Origin of the sequence: Pseudomonas sp. 31-12, from assembly GCF_003151075.1 — a bacterium.
Taxonomy (GTDB): Bacteria; Pseudomonadota; Gammaproteobacteria; order Pseudomonadales; family Pseudomonadaceae; genus Aquipseudomonas.
In genome coordinates, this window is record NZ_CP029482.1 from 1,176,811 (window position 1) to 1,195,547 (window position 18,737).

General features: G+C 60.2%; 17 protein-coding genes. 10 read left to right on the forward strand and 7 right to left on the reverse strand.

The window, feature by feature from the left end:
* Window positions 1–5: 5 nt before the first annotated feature.
* Entirely contained in the window at window positions 6–1,307 is a 1,302-nt protein-coding gene (locus tag DJ564_RS05305; protein ID WP_109627959.1) for a phospholipase, read from the reverse strand.
* A gap of 236 nt (window positions 1,308–1,543) precedes the next feature.
* Here DJ564_RS05305 and kdgD point away from each other — a divergent pair, with 236 nt between their 5' ends.
* The 5 genes from kdgD to DJ564_RS05330 all read left to right on the forward strand — a co-directional run bounded on the left by kdgD (window position 1,544) and on the right by DJ564_RS05330 (window position 8,157).
* Window positions 1,544–2,455, forward strand: coding sequence for a 5-dehydro-4-deoxyglucarate dehydratase (kdgD, locus tag DJ564_RS05310; RefSeq protein WP_109627960.1), 912 nt, complete (start codon window positions 1,544–1,546; stop codon window positions 2,453–2,455).
* 60 nt (window positions 2,456–2,515) lie between these two features.
* Window positions 2,516–3,961, forward strand: a complete 1,446-nt coding sequence (locus DJ564_RS05315; protein WP_109627961.1) for an aldehyde dehydrogenase family protein — start codon at window positions 2,516–2,518, stop codon at window positions 3,959–3,961.
* Between the two features lie 153 nt (window positions 3,962–4,114).
* Window positions 4,115–5,482 (forward strand): MFS transporter, encoded by a 1,368-nt coding sequence (locus DJ564_RS05320; RefSeq protein ID WP_109627962.1) that lies wholly within the window; start codon window positions 4,115–4,117, stop codon window positions 5,480–5,482.
* 11 nt (window positions 5,483–5,493) lie between these two features.
* A complete protein-coding gene (gene garD, locus DJ564_RS05325; RefSeq protein WP_109627963.1) occupies window positions 5,494–7,047 on the forward strand; it encodes a galactarate dehydratase in 1,554 nt (517 codons plus the stop codon).
* Window positions 7,048–7,215: 168 nt separating this feature from the next.
* Window positions 7,216–8,157: an AEC family transporter gene (locus DJ564_RS05330; protein ID WP_109627964.1), complete on the forward strand. Its 942-nt coding sequence runs from the start codon at window positions 7,216–7,218 to the stop codon at window positions 8,155–8,157.
* 155 nt (window positions 8,158–8,312) lie between these two features.
* On the opposite strand, the gene DJ564_RS05335 is transcribed toward DJ564_RS05330, so the two are convergent.
* From DJ564_RS05335 to gatC, 6 genes are all read right to left on the reverse strand, one after another.
* Entirely contained in the window at window positions 8,313–8,648 is a 336-nt protein-coding gene (locus tag DJ564_RS05335; RefSeq protein WP_371922076.1) for a carboxymuconolactone decarboxylase family protein, read from the reverse strand.
* Between the two features lie 41 nt (window positions 8,649–8,689).
* On the reverse strand, window positions 8,690–9,748 hold the full coding sequence (locus tag DJ564_RS05340) for a calcium/sodium antiporter (RefSeq protein ID WP_109627966.1): 1,059 nt from the start codon (window positions 9,746–9,748) through the stop codon (window positions 8,690–8,692).
* A gap of 50 nt (window positions 9,749–9,798) precedes the next feature.
* Window positions 9,799–10,173, reverse strand: a complete 375-nt coding sequence (locus DJ564_RS05345) for a septal ring lytic transglycosylase RlpA family protein (RefSeq protein WP_109627967.1) — start codon at window positions 10,171–10,173, stop codon at window positions 9,799–9,801.
* Between the two features lie 148 nt (window positions 10,174–10,321).
* Complete coding sequence (gene gatB, locus DJ564_RS05350; protein ID WP_109627968.1) at window positions 10,322–11,767, reverse strand: Asp-tRNA(Asn)/Glu-tRNA(Gln) amidotransferase subunit GatB; 1,446 nt, start codon at window positions 11,765–11,767, stop codon at window positions 10,322–10,324.
* Window positions 11,768–11,777: 10 nt separating this feature from the next.
* Window positions 11,778–13,229, reverse strand: coding sequence for an Asp-tRNA(Asn)/Glu-tRNA(Gln) amidotransferase subunit GatA (gene gatA / locus DJ564_RS05355; RefSeq protein WP_109627969.1), 1,452 nt, complete (start codon window positions 13,227–13,229; stop codon window positions 11,778–11,780).
* A 16-nt stretch (window positions 13,230–13,245) separates the two neighbouring features.
* Window positions 13,246–13,533 (reverse strand): Asp-tRNA(Asn)/Glu-tRNA(Gln) amidotransferase subunit GatC, encoded by a 288-nt coding sequence (gatC, locus tag DJ564_RS05360; RefSeq protein ID WP_007901429.1) that lies wholly within the window; start codon window positions 13,531–13,533, stop codon window positions 13,246–13,248.
* A 210-nt stretch (window positions 13,534–13,743) separates the two neighbouring features.
* Between gatC and mreB the strand changes: the two genes are divergently transcribed.
* The 5 genes from mreB (at window position 13,744) to rng (ending at window position 18,716) form a co-directional block, all read left to right on the forward strand.
* The gene (gene mreB, locus DJ564_RS05365; RefSeq protein ID WP_002555108.1) at window positions 13,744–14,781 is read left to right on the forward strand and encodes a rod shape-determining protein MreB; all 1,038 of its coding nucleotides are present in this window, start codon (window positions 13,744–13,746) and stop codon (window positions 14,779–14,781) included.
* A 140-nt stretch (window positions 14,782–14,921) separates the two neighbouring features.
* Entirely contained in the window at window positions 14,922–16,070 is a 1,149-nt protein-coding gene (mreC, locus tag DJ564_RS05370) for a rod shape-determining protein MreC (protein WP_109627970.1), read from the forward strand.
* Window positions 16,070–16,561, forward strand: a complete 492-nt coding sequence (mreD, locus tag DJ564_RS05375) for a rod shape-determining protein MreD (RefSeq protein ID WP_109627971.1) — start codon at window positions 16,070–16,072, stop codon at window positions 16,559–16,561. The genes mreC and mreD overlap by 1 nt, the downstream gene beginning before the upstream one ends.
* Before the next feature lie 43 nt (window positions 16,562–16,604).
* Entirely contained in the window at window positions 16,605–17,201 is a 597-nt protein-coding gene (locus DJ564_RS05380; RefSeq protein ID WP_109627972.1) for a nucleoside triphosphate pyrophosphatase, read from the forward strand.
* A 57-nt stretch (window positions 17,202–17,258) separates the two neighbouring features.
* Complete coding sequence (gene rng, locus DJ564_RS05385; RefSeq protein WP_010463355.1) at window positions 17,259–18,716, forward strand: ribonuclease G; 1,458 nt, start codon at window positions 17,259–17,261, stop codon at window positions 18,714–18,716.
* Window positions 18,717–18,737 lie beyond the last annotated feature (21 nt).

Consider the following 18,737-nt stretch of genomic DNA (forward strand, 5'->3'; position numbering starts at 1 on the left):
CCTTATCAGGCTACGTTGCCAGTGGGTTTGTAGTCCTTGAGCAGCAGGTAAGTGCTCCATCCCCACCAGTCATCGACGGTGGCGGTGTCGTTCAGGTTGTTGACGTCCTTGCGCCGCAGCACTTTGTTGCCTTCAACCCGGAACAGCGGTGAAAAGCTGTTGGCCAGGTTCAACACGGCTTGCAGATCCGGCGTCTTTTGCAAGGCGCCGAAGTTGCCGGGCGCCGAGGCGGTGCCGCTGAGATACGCCGCAAACACTTCGTCCGCCGACACTTGTACCGCCTGATTCACCTGGACGCGATTGGCGCTGTCGATGGCGTCGAAGTAACGTTTGTCGCCATACGCGCGCCATTGATCGCCATTGCCATTGCGCACATTGAGGCCGAACTTGCTGTCTTCGTCGTGCATGAAGCGGGTAATCAGCGAGCCCAGATCACTTGGTGTCACCACAGACGCGAGTTGTTTTCGTGGCACGCGCAAATGGCCGGCGGAAAACAGGTCGGTCAGGTAGTGATCGGCAAACGCATTCATCGCGTAGGCCAGTTCGAGCTGCTTTTCATCACCGCTGGCATGAGCCTTCACTGCTTGTTGCAGCGCTGCGGCATGCCCGGCGATGTACGCCAGCAGCGCCCACTCGGCAAAGTGATCGGCATTGTTGGCGGCCAGTTTCAGATAGCGCCCCAATGGAAACAGCGCCGAGACGAAACTGCCGCCGCCGGTGATTCTGTTCCACTCTTCGGACAACGTATCTCCGAGGGCGTCATACGCCTCATGAGGCTGTTTTCCGTCCTTGATCGCCTGTTTAACCGCGGCAATTTCCTTCTGCATGACGCCGAGGATCAGCTTGGCTTCGGCATTGGATGCCGGCAGCACCGCCAGCGAATTGAACGCGTTGGTAAAGCGCTGGACGCGGTCGGCAGGCGTGGCGCCTTCGCTGACCGGTTGATCGGGGATGCCATAGAAATCGCCGCCCAGGGCAACGATCTGACCGTAAGTCAGCGCCAATCCATTCGGTAAATGCAGTTCTACCTGCGAGGCCGGAACAGCGGGCGCGTCCTTGATGAAACGCAGCAGGGTGCTGTCGCCAATGGCAGTGTGTTCGCCGCCCTCGAACTTCAGCTGAGGCTTGCCTTTCAAGGCTTTGCCGGTCGGGGTGTTAGGTGTTTTAGGTGCGTCGTTATGTTCGCCTAGCTGCAGAATCAGCGAACTGTTGGCGGTGACGGCGATGCCGTCTTCGGTAAAAAGATCATCCAGATTCGCGATGATCTGTTCGGGTTTTTCCTGCGGTTGAGTGTGTAGACCTGACATTTCTGGCTCCTTGATATGTCGTCGGTATGAATCCGAATTAACTGTATGTATATACAGTTGTTCAGAGCATAGAAGAGAAATTTCCCACGTCAAGAAAATCCCTTTCCGACACAAATTCCAGGCCTAGCGATGAAATGCAGTTGACGGTTATTATTTAAGTTGTACGATGACCTACAACTCGGCCACAGGCTGAATGCTTTTCTCACACAAACGTCGCTACCCAGGGTGTTCGAATAATGAATCCACAAGAACTGAAGTCCATCCTCTCTTCCGGCCTGCTGTCTTTCCCGGTCACCGATTTCAATGCCCAGGGCGATTTCCATCGCGCTGGTTACATCAAGCGTCTCGAATGGTTGGCCCCATACGGCGCCACGGCGTTGTTCGCCGCGGGCGGCACCGGTGAGTTCTTCTCTCTGGCGGCCAGCGAATATTCGGAAATCATCAAGACCGCCGTCGACACCTGCGAAACCAGCGTGCCGATTCTGGCCGGCGTGGGCGGTTCGACCCGTCAAGCCATCGAATACGCACAGGAAGCCGAGCGTCTGGGCGCCAAAGGTTTGCTGTTGCTGCCGCACTACCTGACCGAAGCCAGCCAGGACGGCGTTGCCGCCCACGTTGAAGCCGTGTGCAAATCGGTGAAAATTGGCGTGGTGGTTTACAACCGCAACGTCTGCCGCCTGACCGCTCCGTTGCTGGAACGTCTGGCTGAGCGCTGCCCGAACCTGATTGGCTACAAGGATGGCCTGGGCGATATCGAGTTGATGGTGTCGATCCGTCGCCGCCTCGGTGATCGTTTCAGCTACTTGGGTGGTTTGCCGACCGCCGAAGTTTACGCCGCTGCTTATAAGGCGCTGGGCGTGCCGGTCTACTCGTCGGCGGTGTTCAACTTCATCCCGAAAACCGCGATGGATTTCTACCACGCCATTGCCCGCGAAGATCACGCCACCGTCGGCAAGATCATCGACGACTTCTTCCTGCCGTACCTGGACATCCGTAACCGCAAAGCCGGTTACGCGGTAAGCATCGTCAAGGCCGGGGCAAAAATTGCCGGCTATGACGCAGGTCCTGTGCGTGCACCGCTGACCGATCTGACCGGCGAAGAGTACGAGATGCTCGCCGCGCTGATCGACAAGCAAGGTGCGCAGTAACACCCGACATAACCAAGGCCGCTGAGCAATCAGCGGCTTTTTGCGTGAGGAGATCTTCCAGTGGCAGATACAAAGCGTTTCGATAACTACATCAACGGTGAATGGGTCGCGGGCAGTGATTACTGCGCCAACATCAACCCGTCAGAACTGACCGATACCATCGGCGACTACGCCAAGGCTGACCTCGCTCAAGTCCAGGCCGCCATCGACGCCGCGCGCGCCGCGTTCCCGGCCTGGTCCACTTCGGGCATTCAGGCTCGTCACGATTCGCTGGATAAAGTCGGCAGCGAAATCCTCGCCCGCCGCGAAGAACTCGGCAACTTGCTGGCCCGGGAAGAGGGCAAGACCCTGCCCGAAGCCATCGGCGAAGTGACCCGCGCCGGCAACATCTTCAAGTTCTTCGCCGGTGAATGCCTGCGCCTCTCCGGCGACTACTTGCCGTCGGTGCGCCCGGGTGTGAACGTCGAAGTCACCCGCGAAGCATTGGGCGTCGTTGGCCTGATCACGCCGTGGAACTTCCCGATCGCGATCCCTTCGTGGAAAATCGCCCCGGCCCTGGCCTATGGCAACTGCGTCGTGCTGAAGCCGGCCGATCTGGTGCCGGGTTGCGCCTGGGCGCTGGCCGAAATCATCTCCCGCGCAGGCTTCCCGGCCGGCGTGTTCAACCTGGTGATGGGCAGCGGTCGTTTGGTGGGCGATGCGTTGGTGCAGAGTCCGAAAGTCGACGGCATCAGCTTCACCGGTTCGGTCGGTGTCGGTCGTCAGATCGCGGTCAACTGCGTCTCGCGCCAGGCCAAGGTTCAGCTGGAAATGGGCGGTAAGAACCCGCAGATCATTCTTGACGACGCCGACCTGAAACAAGCGGTCGAGTTGTCGGTACAGAGCGCGTTCTACTCCACCGGCCAGCGTTGCACGGCGTCGAGCCGCTTCATCGTCACCGCCGGGATTCACGACAAATTCGTTGAAGCCATGGCCGAGCGCATGAAGTCGATCAAGGTCGGCCACGCGCTGAAAACCGGCACCGACATCGGTCCGGTCGTCTCGCAAGCCCAGCTTGAACAGGATTTGAAGTACATCGACATCGGCCAGTCCGAAGGTGCACGTCTGGTCAGTGGCGGTGGTTTGGTGACGTGCGACACCGAAGGCTACTACCTCGCGCCAACGCTGTTTGCCGACAGTGAAGCGGCGATGCGCATCAGCCGTGAAGAGATCTTTGGTCCGGTGGCCAACATCGTTCGCGTTGCCGATTACGACGCTGCGCTAGCCATGGCCAACGACACCGAATTCGGTCTGTCGGCGGGCATCGCCACCACGTCGCTGAAGTACGCCAACCACTTCAAGCGCCACTCCCAGGCCGGGATGGTGATGGTCAACCTGCCGACGGCGGGCGTGGATTACCACGTTCCATTCGGTGGGCGTAAAGGTTCATCCTATGGTTCCCGCGAGCAAGGTCGCTACGCGCAAGAGTTCTACACGGTCGTGAAGACCAGCTACATCGGTTCCTGATACACCGCAATACCTGTGGGAGCTGGCCTGCCAGCGATGGCATCCCCTTGGTGTGACTGACATACCGAGGTGCCCGCATCGCTGGCAGGCCAGCTCCCACAAAAACTACACCGTTATTACCCGCATAAAAATAATCAGTGGGAGTACATCTACATGCAAGCGACCAAGCCGACTCACGTCCGCTATTTGATTCTGCTCATGCTTTTCCTGGTGACCACGATCAACTACGCCGACCGGGCCACTATCGCCATCGCGGGCTCCAGCCTGCAAAAAGACCTCGGTATCGACGCTGTCACCCTCGGCTACATCTTCTCTGCATTCGGTTGGGCCTACGTGGCCGGGCAAATTCCCGGTGGCTGGCTGCTGGACCGTTTCGGTTCGAAAAAAATCTACGCATTGAGCATCTTCACCTGGTCGCTGTTCACCGTGCTGCAGGGCTATGTCGGCGAGTTCGGCATGTCCACGGCGGTGGTTGCGCTGTTCATGCTGCGCTTCCTGGTGGGCCTGGCCGAAGCGCCATCCTTCCCCGGTAACGCGCGCATTGTCGCGGCCTGGTTCCCGACCGCTGAACGCGGTACGGCGTCTGCAATTTTCAACTCGGCGCAATACTTTGCCACCGTGTTGTTCGCACCGCTGATGGGCTGGATCGTCTACAGCTTCGGCTGGCAGCACGTGTTCATCGTCATGGGCGTGATCGGCATCATCTTCTCGGGGATCTGGCTGAAGGTGATCTACAGCCCGCGCCAACACCCGATGATCAACGAAGCCGAGTTCAAGCACATCGCCGACAACGGCGGCATGGTCGACATGGACCAGGACAAAGGCAAAGGTACAAAGGCTGACGGTCCGAAGTGGGACTACATCCGCCAGTTGCTGACCAACCGCATGATGCTCGGCGTGTATCTGGGCCAGTACTGCATCAACGGCATCACCTACTTCTTCCTGACCTGGTTCCCGGTGTACCTGGTGCAAGAACGCGGCATGACCATTCTCAAGGCCGGCTTCATTGCCTCGTTGCCGGCGATCTGCGGATTCATCGGTGGTGTGCTCGGCGGGGTGATTTCCGATTACCTGCTGCGCAAAGGGCATTCCCTGACCTTCGCCCGCAAGGCGCCGATCATTGCTGGCTTGCTGGTCTCCAGCAGCATCGTGGCCTGCAACTATGTCGATGTTGAGTGGATGGTTGTCGGCTTCATGGCCCTGGCATTCTTCGGCAAAGGTGTGGGTGCGCTGGGTTGGGCCGTGGTGTCCGACACCTCGCCAAAACAGATCGCCGGTCTCAGCGGCGGCTTGTTCAACACCTTCGGCAACATCGCTTCGATCACCACCCCGATCGTCATCGGTTACATCATCAGCTCCACCGGCTCGTTCAAATGGGCGCTGGTGTTTGTCGGTTGCAACGCACTGGTCGCAGTGTTCAGCTATCTGGTGATCGTTGGCCCGATCAAGCGTGTGGTACTTAAAGAGCCGCCAGTCAGCGGCCCTGAAACCAACAACAAATTGTCTCAAGCGCATTCCTGAGGAGCGGCGTCATGCAGTTGATTGAACATTCCGACTCGCCGCGCTACATCCGCCTGCACGAGCGGGACAACGTGGTGATCGTGGTCAATGACCAAGGCGTACCGGCCGGCACCGAGTTTCCCGATGGCCTGGTGACGGTGGACTTCGTGCCGCAGAGCCATAAAGTCACCCTGGAAGACATTCCCGAGGGCGGCCAGTTGATTCGTTACGGCCAGACCATCGGCTACGCGTTGCAGCCGATTCCGCGCGGCAGCTGGGTCAAGGAAGATCAACTGCGCATGCCCACCGCGCCACCGCTGGACAGCCTGCCGCTGTCCACCGAAGTGCCGGCGGCGCAGGCACCGCTGGAAGGCTTCACGTTCGAGGGTTATCGCAACGCCGACGGCACCGTCGGCACGCGCAACATTCTGGGGATTACCACGACCGTTCAGTGTGTCACTGGCGTGCTGGACCATGCGGTCAAGCGCATCAAGGACGAGTTGTTGCCGCTTTATCCGAATGTCGATGACGTGGTGGCGCTGACCCATAGCTACGGCTGCGGCGTGGCCATTACCGCCACCGACGCGTACATCCCGATCCGCACCGTGCGCAACCTGGCGCGCAACCCGAACTTGGGAGGTGAAGCCTTGGTCATCAGCCTGGGCTGCGAGAAATTGCAGGCCGGGCAGGTGATGCACGAGAACGACAGCTCGGTGGATCTGAGCGATCCGTGGCTGTACCGCTTGCAGGATTCCAGTCACGGTTTCACCGAGATGATCGAGCAGATCATGGCGCTGGCCGAGACCCGTTTGAAGAAGCTCGACCAGCGTCGCCGGGAAACCGTGCCGGCGTCCGAGCTGATTCTGGGCATGCAGTGCGGCGGCAGCGATGCGTTTTCCGGCATCACTGCCAACCCGGCGCTGGGCTACGCTTCGGATCTGTTGCTGCGGGCTGGCGCGACGGTGATGTTTTCCGAAGTCACCGAAGTGCGTGATGCGATTTATCTGCTGACTTCCCGCGCGGAGACTGAGGAAGTTGCTCAGGAACTGGTGCGGGAAATGGACTGGTACGACCGCTACCTGGCCAAGGGTGAAGCGGATCGCAGCGCCAACACTACGCCGGGTAACAAGAAGGGCGGGTTGTCGAACATTGTCGAGAAGTCGTTGGGCTCAATCGTCAAATCCGGCAGCAGCGCGATCAACGGGGTGCTTGGCCCTGGTGAGCGGTTCAAGCGCAAAGGGCTGATTTTCTGCGCGACCCCGGCCAGTGATTTTGTCTGCGGGACGTTGCAACTGGCTGCGGGAATGAACCTGCACGTGTTCACCACCGGGCGTGGTACGCCATATGGTTTGGCGATGGCGCCCGTGGTGAAGGTGTCGACCCGGACCGAACTGGCGCAGCGCTGGCCGGACCTGATCGACATCGATGCTGGGCGCATTGCCACCGGGCGCGCTTCGATTGAAGACCTTGGGTGGGAGTTGTTCCACTACTACCTGGACGTGGCGAGCGGCAAGAAGCAGACGTGGGCCGAGCAGCACAAGCTGCATAACGACATCACCCTGTTCAACCCGGCGCCGATCACGTAATGATCGTTCCCACGCTCCGCGTGGGAATGCCTCTTGTGACGCTCCGCGTCACGCTTTTGGGACGCGGAGCGTCCCGGGCTGCATTCCCACGCGGAGCGTGGGAACGATCCGGGTGAAAGTGGCTTATCATTAGCCCCCTAACGACGCTCACCCAAGGTTCCCCCCGGCATGCTGGCTATCTTCCTCGAAACCCTGAACATCACCGCGCCGGTGTTTGCCATGCTGTTTCTGGGGGTGGTGCTCAAGCGCATCGGCTGGATCAACGACAACTTCATTCATACCGCGTCGGCCCTGGTGTTCAACGTCACCATGCCGGCGTTGCTGTTCCTGGGCATCCTGCATGCCGACTTGCACGCCGCGCTGCAACCGGCGCTGCTGATCTACTTCTCGCTCGCCACCCTGGCGTCTTTCGCCATCGCCTGGGGCTGGGCGATCTTGAAGTGCCCGCGGGAAGACCGGGGGATTTATACCCAGGGCGCGTTTCGCGGCAACAACGGTGTCATCGGCCTTGCGTTGGCGGCGAGCATGTACGGCGATTACGGGATTTCCCTCGGGGCGATTCTCGCGGCGCTGGTGATCCTGTTTTACAACACGCTCTCGACCATCGTGCTGGCGGTATACAGCCCGGTGATCAAATCCGATCCGTGGAGCATCTGCAAAAGCGTGATGGTCAACCCGCTGATCATGAGTGTGTTTGCTGCGGCACCGTTTGCTTACTTCCAGATTGGCTTACCGGGCTGGCTGGAAACCTCCGGCCAATACCTGGCGCAAACCACTCTGCCGTTGGCACTGATCTGCATCGGCGGCACGCTGTCGCTGGCGGCATTGCGCAAAAGCGGCAACATGGCGCTCAGCTCAAGCCTGGTGAAGATGATTGGCTTGCCGGTGCTAGCGACGCTGGGAGCGTGGCTTTGGGGTTTTCGTGGCGCGGAGTTGGGGATTCTGTTTCTGTACTTCGGCAGCCCCACCGCAGCGGCCAGTTTTGTCATGGCCCGTCAGGCCGATGGCAATCACGAACTGGCGGCGGCGATCATCGTCATCACCACGTTGATGGCGGCGGTGACCACCAACATCGGGATCTTTTTGTTGCAGTGGGGTGGGTGGATCTGATTTCGGGCTTTGTGGTGTTATTCAGGGCCTCATCGCGGGCAAGCCCGCTCCCACAGGGTCTTCGGTGTTAGCTCAATTTGTGCCGCACAGAAGATCACTGTGGGAGCGGGCTTGCCCGCGATGACGGCAGAACAATCACCACAAATACCGGCGACCTACTCCGGCTTCTGATAGGTATCGATCACTTCCTGCGCCGCGCGAAACGCATCGATCGCTGCCGGCACACCGGCATACACCGCGCAATGCAGCAGCGCCTCACGAATCTCTTCCACCGTGCAGCCGTTGTTCAGCGCCCCGCGCACGTGACCTTTCAATTCCTGCGGGCACTTCAACGCCGTCAGCGCGGCGAGGGTGATCAGGCTGCGGGTCTTCAGCGGCAGACCCTCGCGATTCCACACGCTGCCCCACGCGTGTTCATTGACGAAATCCTGCAGCGGCTGGGTGAACTCGGTGGCATTGCCCAGTGCGCGGTCGACGAACGCATCGCCCATCACTTGGCGGCGGACTTCAACGCCAGGTTTCTTATTGTCGGTCACGGCATTTCCCTCTTGTGGTGTTGGCGACGCCAGGCGCGCAGCGACGTGAACAGCAGATAGGCCACCAGCGCCGGCAGGACGTAAAACAGCATCAGGTGTTCAAGCTTGCCAGCCAGTGGCATGCCGGTGGTAAACGACACCACGTGCAGACCGTAAGCCAGATACAAACCCAAAAACAGCAGACCTTCGGCGCGGGTCACCCGGTAGCCGGTGTAGAACAGCGGCAGACACAGCACCGCAACACCGAGCATCACCGGCAAGTCGAAATCCAGGGCATTGGGCGAGACCGACAGCGGCGAGGGCGCGACGAGCGCGGTCAGGCCGAGCACGCCCAGGAGGTTGAACAGGTTGCTGCCAATCACGTTGCCCACGGCAATGTCCCGTTGACCGCGCAGCGCAGCGATCAATGAGGTAGCCAGTTCCGGCAGGGACGTGCTGATGGCGACGATGGTCAGGCCGATGACCCGCTCCGACAGCCCCAGATCGGTCGCGACTGCCACGGCGGCGCCCAGCAACAAGTGGCCGGCGTAGACCAGCATCGCCAGTCCGGCGACGATCATCAGCACGCTGCTGAACCACGATGCCCGAGGTGTTCCGTCATGGGAGTGCGGACGGGCCGAGTGTCGCGACTGACGCAGCAGCAAGCCCAGATACAGCGCCAGGGCGGCCAGCAGAATCATGCCGTCCACGCGGTTCAGCTCTTCATTCCACGCCAGTAAAAACACCAGCAGGCTGGCGCCGATCATCAGCGGAATATCCAGGCGCACCAGTTGCCGCGACACCCGCAGCGGAATGATCAGCGCCGACAGCCCGAGGGTGACGAGGATGTTGAAGATGCTGCTGCCGATCACGCTGCCGACGGCGATGTCGACGTTTTGCGCCAGGGTGGCTTGCAGGCTCACCGCCATTTGCGGCGCGCTGCTGCCCAGGGCGACGATGGTCAGGCCGATGATCAGCGGGCGCACCTGCAAGCGCGCGGCAAGCCGGACGGCGCCGCGCACCATCAGCTCGGCGCCAGCGATCAGCAACAGCAGGCCACCGAGCAATTCAATCACGCTGATCAGGGGTAAATCGGCAAGTCCGAAAATGGTCGGGGCTCCGTCTGTTAATCGTCGAGGGCTTGCACGCGAACACGTGCGGTGCCGCTACGGAGCATACCCAGTTGTTCGGCGGCCTCGTGGGAAAGATCAATCAGGCGCCCACGGGTATGCGGCCCGCGGTCGTTGATACGCACCACGCAGGACTTGTCGTTATTCAGATTGGTGACCTTCACCCGCGTGCCGAACGGCAACTGGCGATGGGCGGCGGTCAGGGAGTTCTTGTTGAAACGTTCGCCACTGGCGGTGCGTTTACCTTGGTGTTTGGCGCCGTAATACGAAGCTACGCCGGTCTTGTCGTAGCCATGTGGATCGACGATGTCGTTGCTGGCGCAACCGGCCAGCAGAGAGAGCAGGGCGCAGGCGCCAAGTAGACGCTTCATTTGAAAGCTTCCAAAAACAAAAGTGGGAGCGGGCTTGCTCGCGAATGCATTCTGACAGTCAACTTTGTATTGAGTGCCGGACCGCTATCGCGAGCAAGCTCGCTCCCACAGGGAATTGAGCCAGTAGTCAGAGCTGGCTCCATTCCGGTCAGCCTTCGAGCTTGCTTTTCAGCAGTTCGTTGACCTGTTGCGGGTTGGCCTTGCCTTTGGAGGCTTTCATGGCCTGGCCGACGAAGAAGCCGAACATCTTGCCGCGTTTGGCTTCGTCTGCCGCGCGGTATTGCTCGACCTGCTCGGCATTGGCCGCGAGCATTTCGTCCAGCACCGCCGAGATCGCGCCGCTGTCGGTCACTTGCTTGAGGCCGCGCTTGTCGATGATCTCGTCCGCGCTGCCTTCGCCGTTGGCCATCGCTTCAAACACCACCTTGGCAATTTTGCCGGAGATGGTGTTGTCCTTGATGCGCAGCAGCATGCCGCCCAGTTGCTCGGCCGAGACCGGCGACTGGTCGATTTCCACGCCTTGCTTGTTCAGCAGGCTGCCCAGTTCCACCATCACCCAGTTGGCCGCCAGCTTCGCGTCACCGCTGATGCTTACGACTTTTTCGAAGTAATCGGCTTGCTCGCGGCTGGTGGCCAGGACGCTGGCGTCATACACCGACAGGCCGAATTGTTCCTGGAAACGCTCGCGTTTCTGCGGTGGCAATTCCGGCAGCGTGGCGCGCACCTCGTCCAGGAACGAGTTCTCGATGACCACCGGCAGCAGGTCCGGATCAGGGAAGTAACGGTAGTCGTTGGCTTCCTCTTTGCTGCGCATCGGACGGGTTTCGTCCTTGTTCGGATCGTACAGGCGAGTCTGCTGGATCACTTTGCCGCCGTCTTCGATCAGCTCGATCTGACGACGCACTTCGCTGTTGATCGCCTTCTCGATGAAGCGGAACGAGTTGACGTTCTTGATCTCGCAGCGCGTACCGAACTCAACCTGGCCTTTCGGGCGGATCGACACGTTGCAGTCGCAACGCAGCGAACCTTCGGCCATGTTGCCGTCGCAGATGCCCAGGTAACGCACCAGCGCGTGGATGGTCTTGACGTAGGCCACGGCTTCCTTGGCGCTGCGCATGTCCGGCTCGGAAACGATTTCCAGCAGCGGCGTGCCGGCACGGTTTAAGTCGATGCCGGTGGCACCGTTGAACTCTTCGTGCAGGCTTTTGCCGGCGTCTTCTTCCAGGTGCGCACGGGTGACGCCGACACGTTTGATCGTGCCGTCTTCCATGGCGATGTCCAGGTGGCCCTTGCCGACGATCGGCAATTCCATCTGGCTGATCTGGTAGCCCTTCGGCAGGTCCGGGTAGAAATAGTTTTTACGGGCGAACACGTTGTGCTGGCCGATTTCGGCATCGATGGCCAGGCCGAACATCACCGCCATGCGCACCGCTTCCTGGTTCAGCACCGGCAGTACGCCGGGCATGCCGAGGTCAACCAGGCTGGCCTGGGTGTTCGGCTCGGAACCGAAAGTGGTGGAACTACCGGAAAAGATTTTCGACCGGGTGGTGAGCTGGGTATGAATCTCCAGCCCGATCACGACTTCCCATTGCATGTGTTTCTCCTCAGAAGCCGGTTGGGGTGCGGGTGTGCCAGTCAGTGTTCAGCTGATACTGATGGGCAACGTTCAACAGGCGACCTTCCTGGAAATACGGGGCGAGCAGTTGCACGCCGACCGGCAGGCCATCGACAAAACCGGCGGGCATGGACAAGCCCGGCAAGCCCGCGAGGTTGGCGGTGATGGTGTAGACGTCTTCCAGGTACGCAGCGACCGGGTCGCTGTTCTTGGCGCCGAGTTTCCAGGCCGGGTTCGGCGTGGTTGGGCCGAGGATGATGTCGACTTCATTAAAAGCTGCCATGAAGTCGTTCTTGATCAAGCGACGGATCTTCTGCGCCTTCAGGTAATAGGCGTCGTAGTAACCGGCCGACAGCGCATAGGCGCCGACCATGATCCGGCGTTGCACTTCCGGGCCGAAACCTTCGCCGCGGGAACGCTTGTACAGGTCTTCCAGGTTTTTCGGGTCTTCGCAGCGGTGGCCGAAACGCACGCCGTCGAAACGCGACAGGTTGGAAGAGGCTTCTGCCGGGGCGATCACGTAGTACGCCGGGATCGCGTGCTGCATGTTTGGCAGGCTGATTTCCTTGATCACGGCGCCGAGTTTTTCCAGCTCCTTGACGCTGTCGTGGATCAGCTCGGCGATGCGCGGGTCGAGACCGGCGCTGAAATATTCCTTTGGCACGCCGATGCGCAGGCCTTGCAGCGAACCGTTGAGGCTGGCGCTGTAATCAGGCACTGGCTCGTCGATGCTGGTGGAGTCTTGCGGGTCGAAACCGGCCATGCCTTGCAGCAGGATTGCGCAGTCTTCGGCAGTGCGGGCCAGAGGGCCGCCCTGATCGAGGCTGGACGCGTAGGCGATCATGCCCCAGCGCGAAACACGACCGTACGTCGGTTTCAGGCCGGTGAGGTTGGTCAGTGCAGCGGGCTGACGGATCGAGCCGCCGGTGTCGGTGCCGGTGGCCGCTGGCAACAGACGAGCGGCAACGGCTGCGGCCGAACCGCCGGACGAACCACCCGGAACGTGTTCCAGGTTCCACGGGTTTTTCACCGGGCCGTAGTAGCTCGACTCGTTGGCCGAACCCATGGCGAACTCGTCCATGTTGGTTTTGCCCAGGGTCACGGCGCCGGCAGCGGCCAGCTTGGCGACCACGGTGGCGTCGTACGGTGCTTTAAAGTTGTCGAGCATCTTCGAACCGCAGCTGGTGCGGATGCCTTGGGTGCAGAACAGGTCTTTGTGGGCGATCGGCGCGCCGAGCAGGGCGCCGCTCTCACCATTGGCCCGGCGTGCGTCGGCGGCTTTCGCCTGCTGGAGCGCCAGGTCTTCGGTGAGGCTGATGAAGCTGTTGAGCTGAGGATCGAGCTGGGCGATACGCGCCAGCAGGGTTTTGGTCAGCTCTTCGGAAGAAAACTTTTTATCGGCGAGTCCGCGGGCGATCTCGGCCAGAGTCAATTGATGCATTGCAGGCTCTTTCCCTTTAGTCGATGACTTTCGGAACCAGGTACAGGCCGTTTTCGACCGCTGGTGCGATGGACTGGTAGGCCTCGCGATGATTGGTCTCGGTCACGACGTCTGCACGCAGGCGCTGGCTGGCTTCCAGTGGGTGGGCGAGCGGCTCGATACCGTCGGTATTGACCGCCTGCATTTCGTCGACCAGCCCGAGAATGCTGTTCAGGGCTGAAGTAATGTGTGGAAGATCGGCATCATTGAGGCCAAGGCAGGCCAGATGAGCGATTTTTTCCACGTCGGAGCGTTCAAGCGCCATGGGAATCTCCAGTGGAAAACAGAACGGACGGCGTCCGTGTGTTAGATTGTCGGAACACTACCGCATTTCTACGGTCATAAGGCCGCGATTGTGGGGGTTGGTGCACAGAAAAGCGGCCAATTTAACATATTGGCGCCTTGCCCAAAATCCCTGTCGTTGTTAGAGTTTGCCGCACTTTTTTACCCACGCGTTGCCTAGGGTCCCTTTCCCATGTTCAAGAAACTGCGTGGCATGTTTTCCAGCGATCTTTCCATTGACCTGGGCACTGCCAACACCCTTATTTACGTGCGCGAGCGCGGTATCGTCCTGAATGAGCCATCGGTTGTGGCTATTCGGACACACGGTAACCAGAAAAGTGTCGTTGCTGTCGGCACCGAGGCGAAGCGCATGCTCGGCCGTACGCCGGGCAACATTGCTGCCATTCGTCCGATGAAGGATGGCGTAATCGCCGACTTCAGCGTCTGCGAAAAGATGCTGCAATACTTTATCAACAAGGTTCACGAAAACAGCTTCCTGCAGCCAAGCCCTCGTGTGCTGATCTGCGTTCCGTGCAAATCCACCCAGGTTGAGCGTCGCGCCATCCGTGAGTCGGCCCTGGGTGCCGGTGCTCGCGAAGTGTTCCTGATCGAAGAGCCAATGGCTGCTGCGATCGGTGCCGGCCTGCCGGTTGAAGAAGCACGCGGTTCGATGGTCGTCGATATCGGTGGCGGTACCACTGAAATCGCCCTGATCTCCCTCAATGGTGTGGTTTACGCCGAATCCGTACGGGTTGGCGGCGACCGCTTCGACGAAGCGATCATCACCTACGTGCGTCGCAACTACGGCAGCCTGATTGGCGAATCCACCGCCGAGCGCATCAAGCAGGAAATCGGTACGGCCTACCCGGGCGGCGAAGTGCGTGAAGTCGACGTTCGTGGCCGTAACCTGGCCGAAGGCGTTCCACGTGCCTTCACCCTGAATTCCAATGAAGTGCTGGAAGCTCTGCAAGAGTCCCTGGCCACCATCGTTCAGGCTGTGAAAAGTGCGCTGGAGCAATCGCCTCCGGAACTGGCTTCCGATATCGCCGAGCGTGGCCTGGTGCTGACCGGTGGTGGCGCGCTGTTGCGTGACCTCGACAAGTTGCTGGCCCAGGAAACAGGTCTGCCGGTGATCGTTGCCGAAGACCCGCTGACCTGCGTTGCTCGCGGCGGTGGCCGTGCACTGGAAATGATGGATAAACACACCATGGACCTGCTGTCGAGCGAGTGATCTCGCCCGATGCATCTATGCTGTTGAGCGCGCAGGCGGCCCTTTGCAGTGCCGCCTGTTGGCGTTTATCTTCTGTCAGTCTGCATCCAGGCCGGTCTGCCGTATGAATAAACAAAACATTTGCCTGGGAGGAGCGGCTTATTAAACCGCTTTTCACCAAAGGGCCTTCACTGGGCGTGCGCTTGTTGGTGCTGGTCGTGCTATCGGTCGCACTGATGGTGGTCGATGCCCGCTTCACACTGCTCAAGCCAGTGCGTAGCCAGATGTCGCTGGTGCTGATGCAGTCTTACTGGATCACCGACCTGCCGCAGCGGTTATGGCAGGGTGTGGCCAGTCAATTCGGCAGTCGTACCGAGCTTGTCGCCGAAAACGAAAAACTCAAGACCGAAAACCTGCTGTTGCAGGGCCGCATGCAAAAGCTTGCCGCCCTCACCGAGCAGAACGTTCGGCTGCGCGAGCTGCTCAATTCCTCTGCGCTGGTCAACGAAAAGGTCGAAGTGGCCGAGTTGATCGGCATGGACCCCAACCCCTTCACCCATCGCATCATCATCAATAAAGGTGAGCGCGACGGTGTGGTCCTCGGTCAGCCGGTGCTCGATGCCCGCGGCCTGATGGGCCAGGTGGTCGAATTGATGCCGTACACCTCCCGCGTGCTGTTGCTGACCGACACCACCCACAGCATTCCGGTGCAGGTGAACCGTAACGGGTTGCGCGCGATTGCCAGCGGCACCGGCAACCCGGAACGCCTGGAACTGCGTCATGTCGCCGACACAGCTGACATTAAAGAAGGTGATCTGCTGGTCAGTTCCGGCCTCGGTCAGCGCTTCCCGGCCGGTTACCCGGTGGCGACAGTCAAGGAAGTGATCCACGATTCCGGCCAGCCGTTTGCCATCGTTCGTGCCGTGCCGACCGCCGCGTTGAACCGCAGCCGTTACTTGCTGCTGGTGTTCACCGACGGTCGTACCGCCGAAGAGCGCGCCAACGATGCTGCCCAGGCGCAGGAAGCGCTGGACCAGCACGGTGGTGGGCCGATCATTCCGGCGACCGTACCAAAACCAGTGCCTGCTAACGTGGTGGTACCCGCCGCAGCCGCTGCGCCTGTTGCCGCTCCGGCGACACCGGCACCGGCACCGGCGGCAACCCCGGTCAAACCTGCGCATCCCGCAGCTGCCAAGCCGCCCGCATCGCAACCTGCCGCAACCAAACCGCCAGCCACTCAACCGGCTGCGGTGAAGCCTGCCGCCAAACCGCCTGTCTCTGCGCCGGCTTCCACTGGGGGACGAGAATAATGGTCGGTGCTACCGCATCCCGAAATGGCTGGATGATCTGGCTGACGTTTGCCATTGGCCTGCTGCTCAGCGTTTCGCCGCTGCCGCAATTCATGGAAATCCTCCGCCCGCTCTGGCTGGCCTTGCTGCTGGCGTTCTGGGCGCTGTATTTGCCGCAGAAAGTCGGCATGGTCACGGCCTGGTGCCTGGGTCTGGCCGAAGACGTACTGTACGGCACGTTGCTGGGTCAGAACGCGTTGATCCTGTGCCTGATCACCTTTCTGGTGCTGTCGTTGCAACAGCGCCTGCGCATGTTCCCGATGTGGCAACAGAGCCTGGTGATCCTGGTGATCTTCGGCCTCGCGCAGCTTGTTCAACTATGGCTGAGTGCCCTGACCGGCAACCGTCAGCCAACCCTGGCACTGGTGCTGCCGGCCTTGGTCAGTGCATTGCTCTGGCCGTGGATCAGCTACGGTTTGCGCGGTTTGCGTCGACGCTACAAGATCAATTAATTCGGTCAGGCATCTGCCAGTACCTCGACAGGGAGATGTCTAGATGAAAGTGCTTTACCTCGCCTCAGGCTCGCCGCGTCGGCGTGAACTGCTCACGCAGATCGGCGTGCCGTTCTCCGCCATCAGCGCGGACATCGATGAAACCCCTTTAAAAGATGAATCCCCGTCGGCCTATGTCGAGCGCCTGGCGCGCGGCAAAGCCGAGGCCGGGCGCGGCGCGGTCGTGTCCGACCAGGGTTTTTGCGTGCTGGGCGCTGACACCGCTGTCGTGCTCAACGGGAAAATTCTCGGCAAACCGGTGGACGAAGCTGACGCGTGCGCCATGCTTATGATGTTGGCCGGTCAGGAACACGAAGTATTGACCGCCATCGCGGTGCTTGACGGTGAGTGTTGTGAGTCGCGGGTGGTGCGCAGTCTAGTGCGTTTTCGCAACATCGATCGCGATGAAGCGGCGGCCTACTGGGCCAGTGGCGAACCCCGGGACAAGGCTGGTGGCTATGGCATTCAAGGACTGGGCGCGGTGTTTGTCGCCCAGCTGATTGGAAGCTACTCGGCGGTGGTCGGACTGCCGCTGTGCGAAACCGCTGAGCTGCTCGGCCATTTCGGCATACCCTGTTGGCAAACCCTTAACGCGCGCTGAGCGTCGTACTGACAAGATGCGGCCATTATCGTGAACATGCCTGAACGAGACCCTGCCATGAGTGAAGAGATCCTGATCAACATCACGCCGATGGAATCGCGCGTGGCGGTGGTCGAAAACGGTGTCCTGCAAGAGGTCCACGTCGAGCGCACGCAAAAGCGCGGGATCGTCGGCAACATCTATAAAGGCAAGGTCGTACGGGTATTGCCGGGCATGCAGGCGGCCTTCGTCGATATCGGCCTGGACCGAGCCGCGTTCATTCACGCCTCGGAGATTTCCCTGCGCGAAGGCCCTGCGGTGGAGAGCATCAGCGCGCTGGTTCACGAAGGCCAGAGCCTGGTCGTCCAGGTCACCAAGGACCCGATCGGCTCCAAAGGCGCACGCCTGACCACCCAGCTGTCGATCCCGTCGCGCTATCTGGTGTACATGCCGCGCACAGCCCACGTCGGCATTTCGCTGAAAATCGAAGACGAAGCCGAGCGCGAACGTCTCAAGCAGGTCGTCACCGATTGCGTGGCCAAAGAAGGCATAAAAGAGGCGGGCGGTTTTATCCTGCGTACAGCCGCCGAAGGGGCCGGCGCCGATGAAATTCTCATGGATATCCGCTACCTGCGCCGTCTTTGGGACCAGATCAACGAACAGATCAAAACCATCGGTGCACCGAGCGTCATCTACGAAGACCTCGGCCTGGCGTTGCGCACCTTGCGCGACCTGGTGAGCCCGAAGATCGAGAAGATCCGCATCGATTCCCGGGAAACCTTCCAGAAAACCACGCAGTTCGTCGCCGAACTGATGCCGGAAATTGCCGATCGTCTTGAGCATTACCCGGGCGAGCGGCCGATTTTTGACTTGTACGGCGTCGAAGACGAGATCCAGAAAGCCCTCGAGCGCAAAGTGCCGCTCAAGTCCGGCGGTTATCTGGTGGTCGATCCGGCGGAAGCCATGAGCACCATCGACGTCAATACTGGTGCATTCGTCGGCCATCGCAACCTCGAAGAAACCATCTTCAAGACCAACCTCGAAGCCGCGACCGCCATCGCCCGCCAACTGCGCCTGCGCAACCTCGGCGGGATCATCATCATCGACTTCATCGACATGGAAGACGAAGAGCACCAGCGCCAGGTGCTGCGTACCCTCGAGAAACAGCTGGAACGCGATCACGCCAAGACCAACATCATCGGCATCACCGAGTTGGGCCTGGTGCAGATGACCCGCAAGCGCACCCGCGAAAGTCTCGAACAGGTGCTGTGCGAACCGTGCAGCAGCTGTCAGGGTCGCGGCAAGCTGAAGACCCCGGAAACGGTCTGCTACGAAATTTTCCGCGAAATCCTCCGCGAGGCGCGAGCCTATCAAGCGGAAGGCTATCGTGTATTGGCGAATCAGAAAGTCGTCGACCGTTTGCTCGATGAGGAGTCGGGTAATGTCGCCGAACTGGAAGGATTTATCGGACGCACCATTCGGTTCCAGGTGGAAACCATGTATTCCCAGGAACAATACGACGTGGTGCTGCTCTGAATCGCTGTGTTTCACCCTTAC

Bases quoted from the DNA above. Each gene is read 5' to 3' on its own strand.
- DJ564_RS05305 (WP_109627959.1), bottom strand. From the start codon at position 1,307: ATGTCAGGTCTACACACTCAACCGCAGGAAAAACCCGAACAGATCATC.
- kdgD (WP_109627960.1), top strand. From the start codon at position 1,544: ATGAATCCACAAGAACTGAAGTCCATCCTCTCTTCCGGCCTGCTGTCT.
- DJ564_RS05320 (WP_109627962.1), top strand. From the start codon at position 4,115: ATGCAAGCGACCAAGCCGACTCACGTCCGCTATTTGATTCTGCTCATG.
- garD (WP_109627963.1), top strand. From the start codon at position 5,494: ATGCAGTTGATTGAACATTCCGACTCGCCGCGCTACATCCGCCTGCAC.
- DJ564_RS05330 (WP_109627964.1), top strand. From the start codon at position 7,216: ATGCTGGCTATCTTCCTCGAAACCCTGAACATCACCGCGCCGGTGTTT.
- DJ564_RS05335 (WP_371922076.1), bottom strand. From the start codon at position 8,648: ATGGGCGATGCGTTCGTCGACCGCGCACTGGGCAATGCCACCGAGTTC.
- DJ564_RS05345 (WP_109627967.1), bottom strand. From the start codon at position 10,173: ATGAAGCGTCTACTTGGCGCCTGCGCCCTGCTCTCTCTGCTGGCCGGT.
- gatB (WP_109627968.1), bottom strand. From the start codon at position 11,767: ATGCAATGGGAAGTCGTGATCGGGCTGGAGATTCATACCCAGCTCACC.
- gatA (WP_109627969.1), bottom strand. From the start codon at position 13,229: ATGCATCAATTGACTCTGGCCGAGATCGCCCGCGGACTCGCCGATAAA.
- gatC (WP_007901429.1), bottom strand. From the start codon at position 13,533: ATGGCGCTTGAACGCTCCGACGTGGAAAAAATCGCTCATCTGGCCTGC.
- mreB (WP_002555108.1), top strand. From the start codon at position 13,744: ATGTTCAAGAAACTGCGTGGCATGTTTTCCAGCGATCTTTCCATTGAC.
- mreD (WP_109627971.1), top strand. From the start codon at position 16,070: ATGGTCGGTGCTACCGCATCCCGAAATGGCTGGATGATCTGGCTGACG.
- DJ564_RS05380 (WP_109627972.1), top strand. From the start codon at position 16,605: ATGAAAGTGCTTTACCTCGCCTCAGGCTCGCCGCGTCGGCGTGAACTG.
- rng (WP_010463355.1), top strand. From the start codon at position 17,259: ATGAGTGAAGAGATCCTGATCAACATCACGCCGATGGAATCGCGCGTG.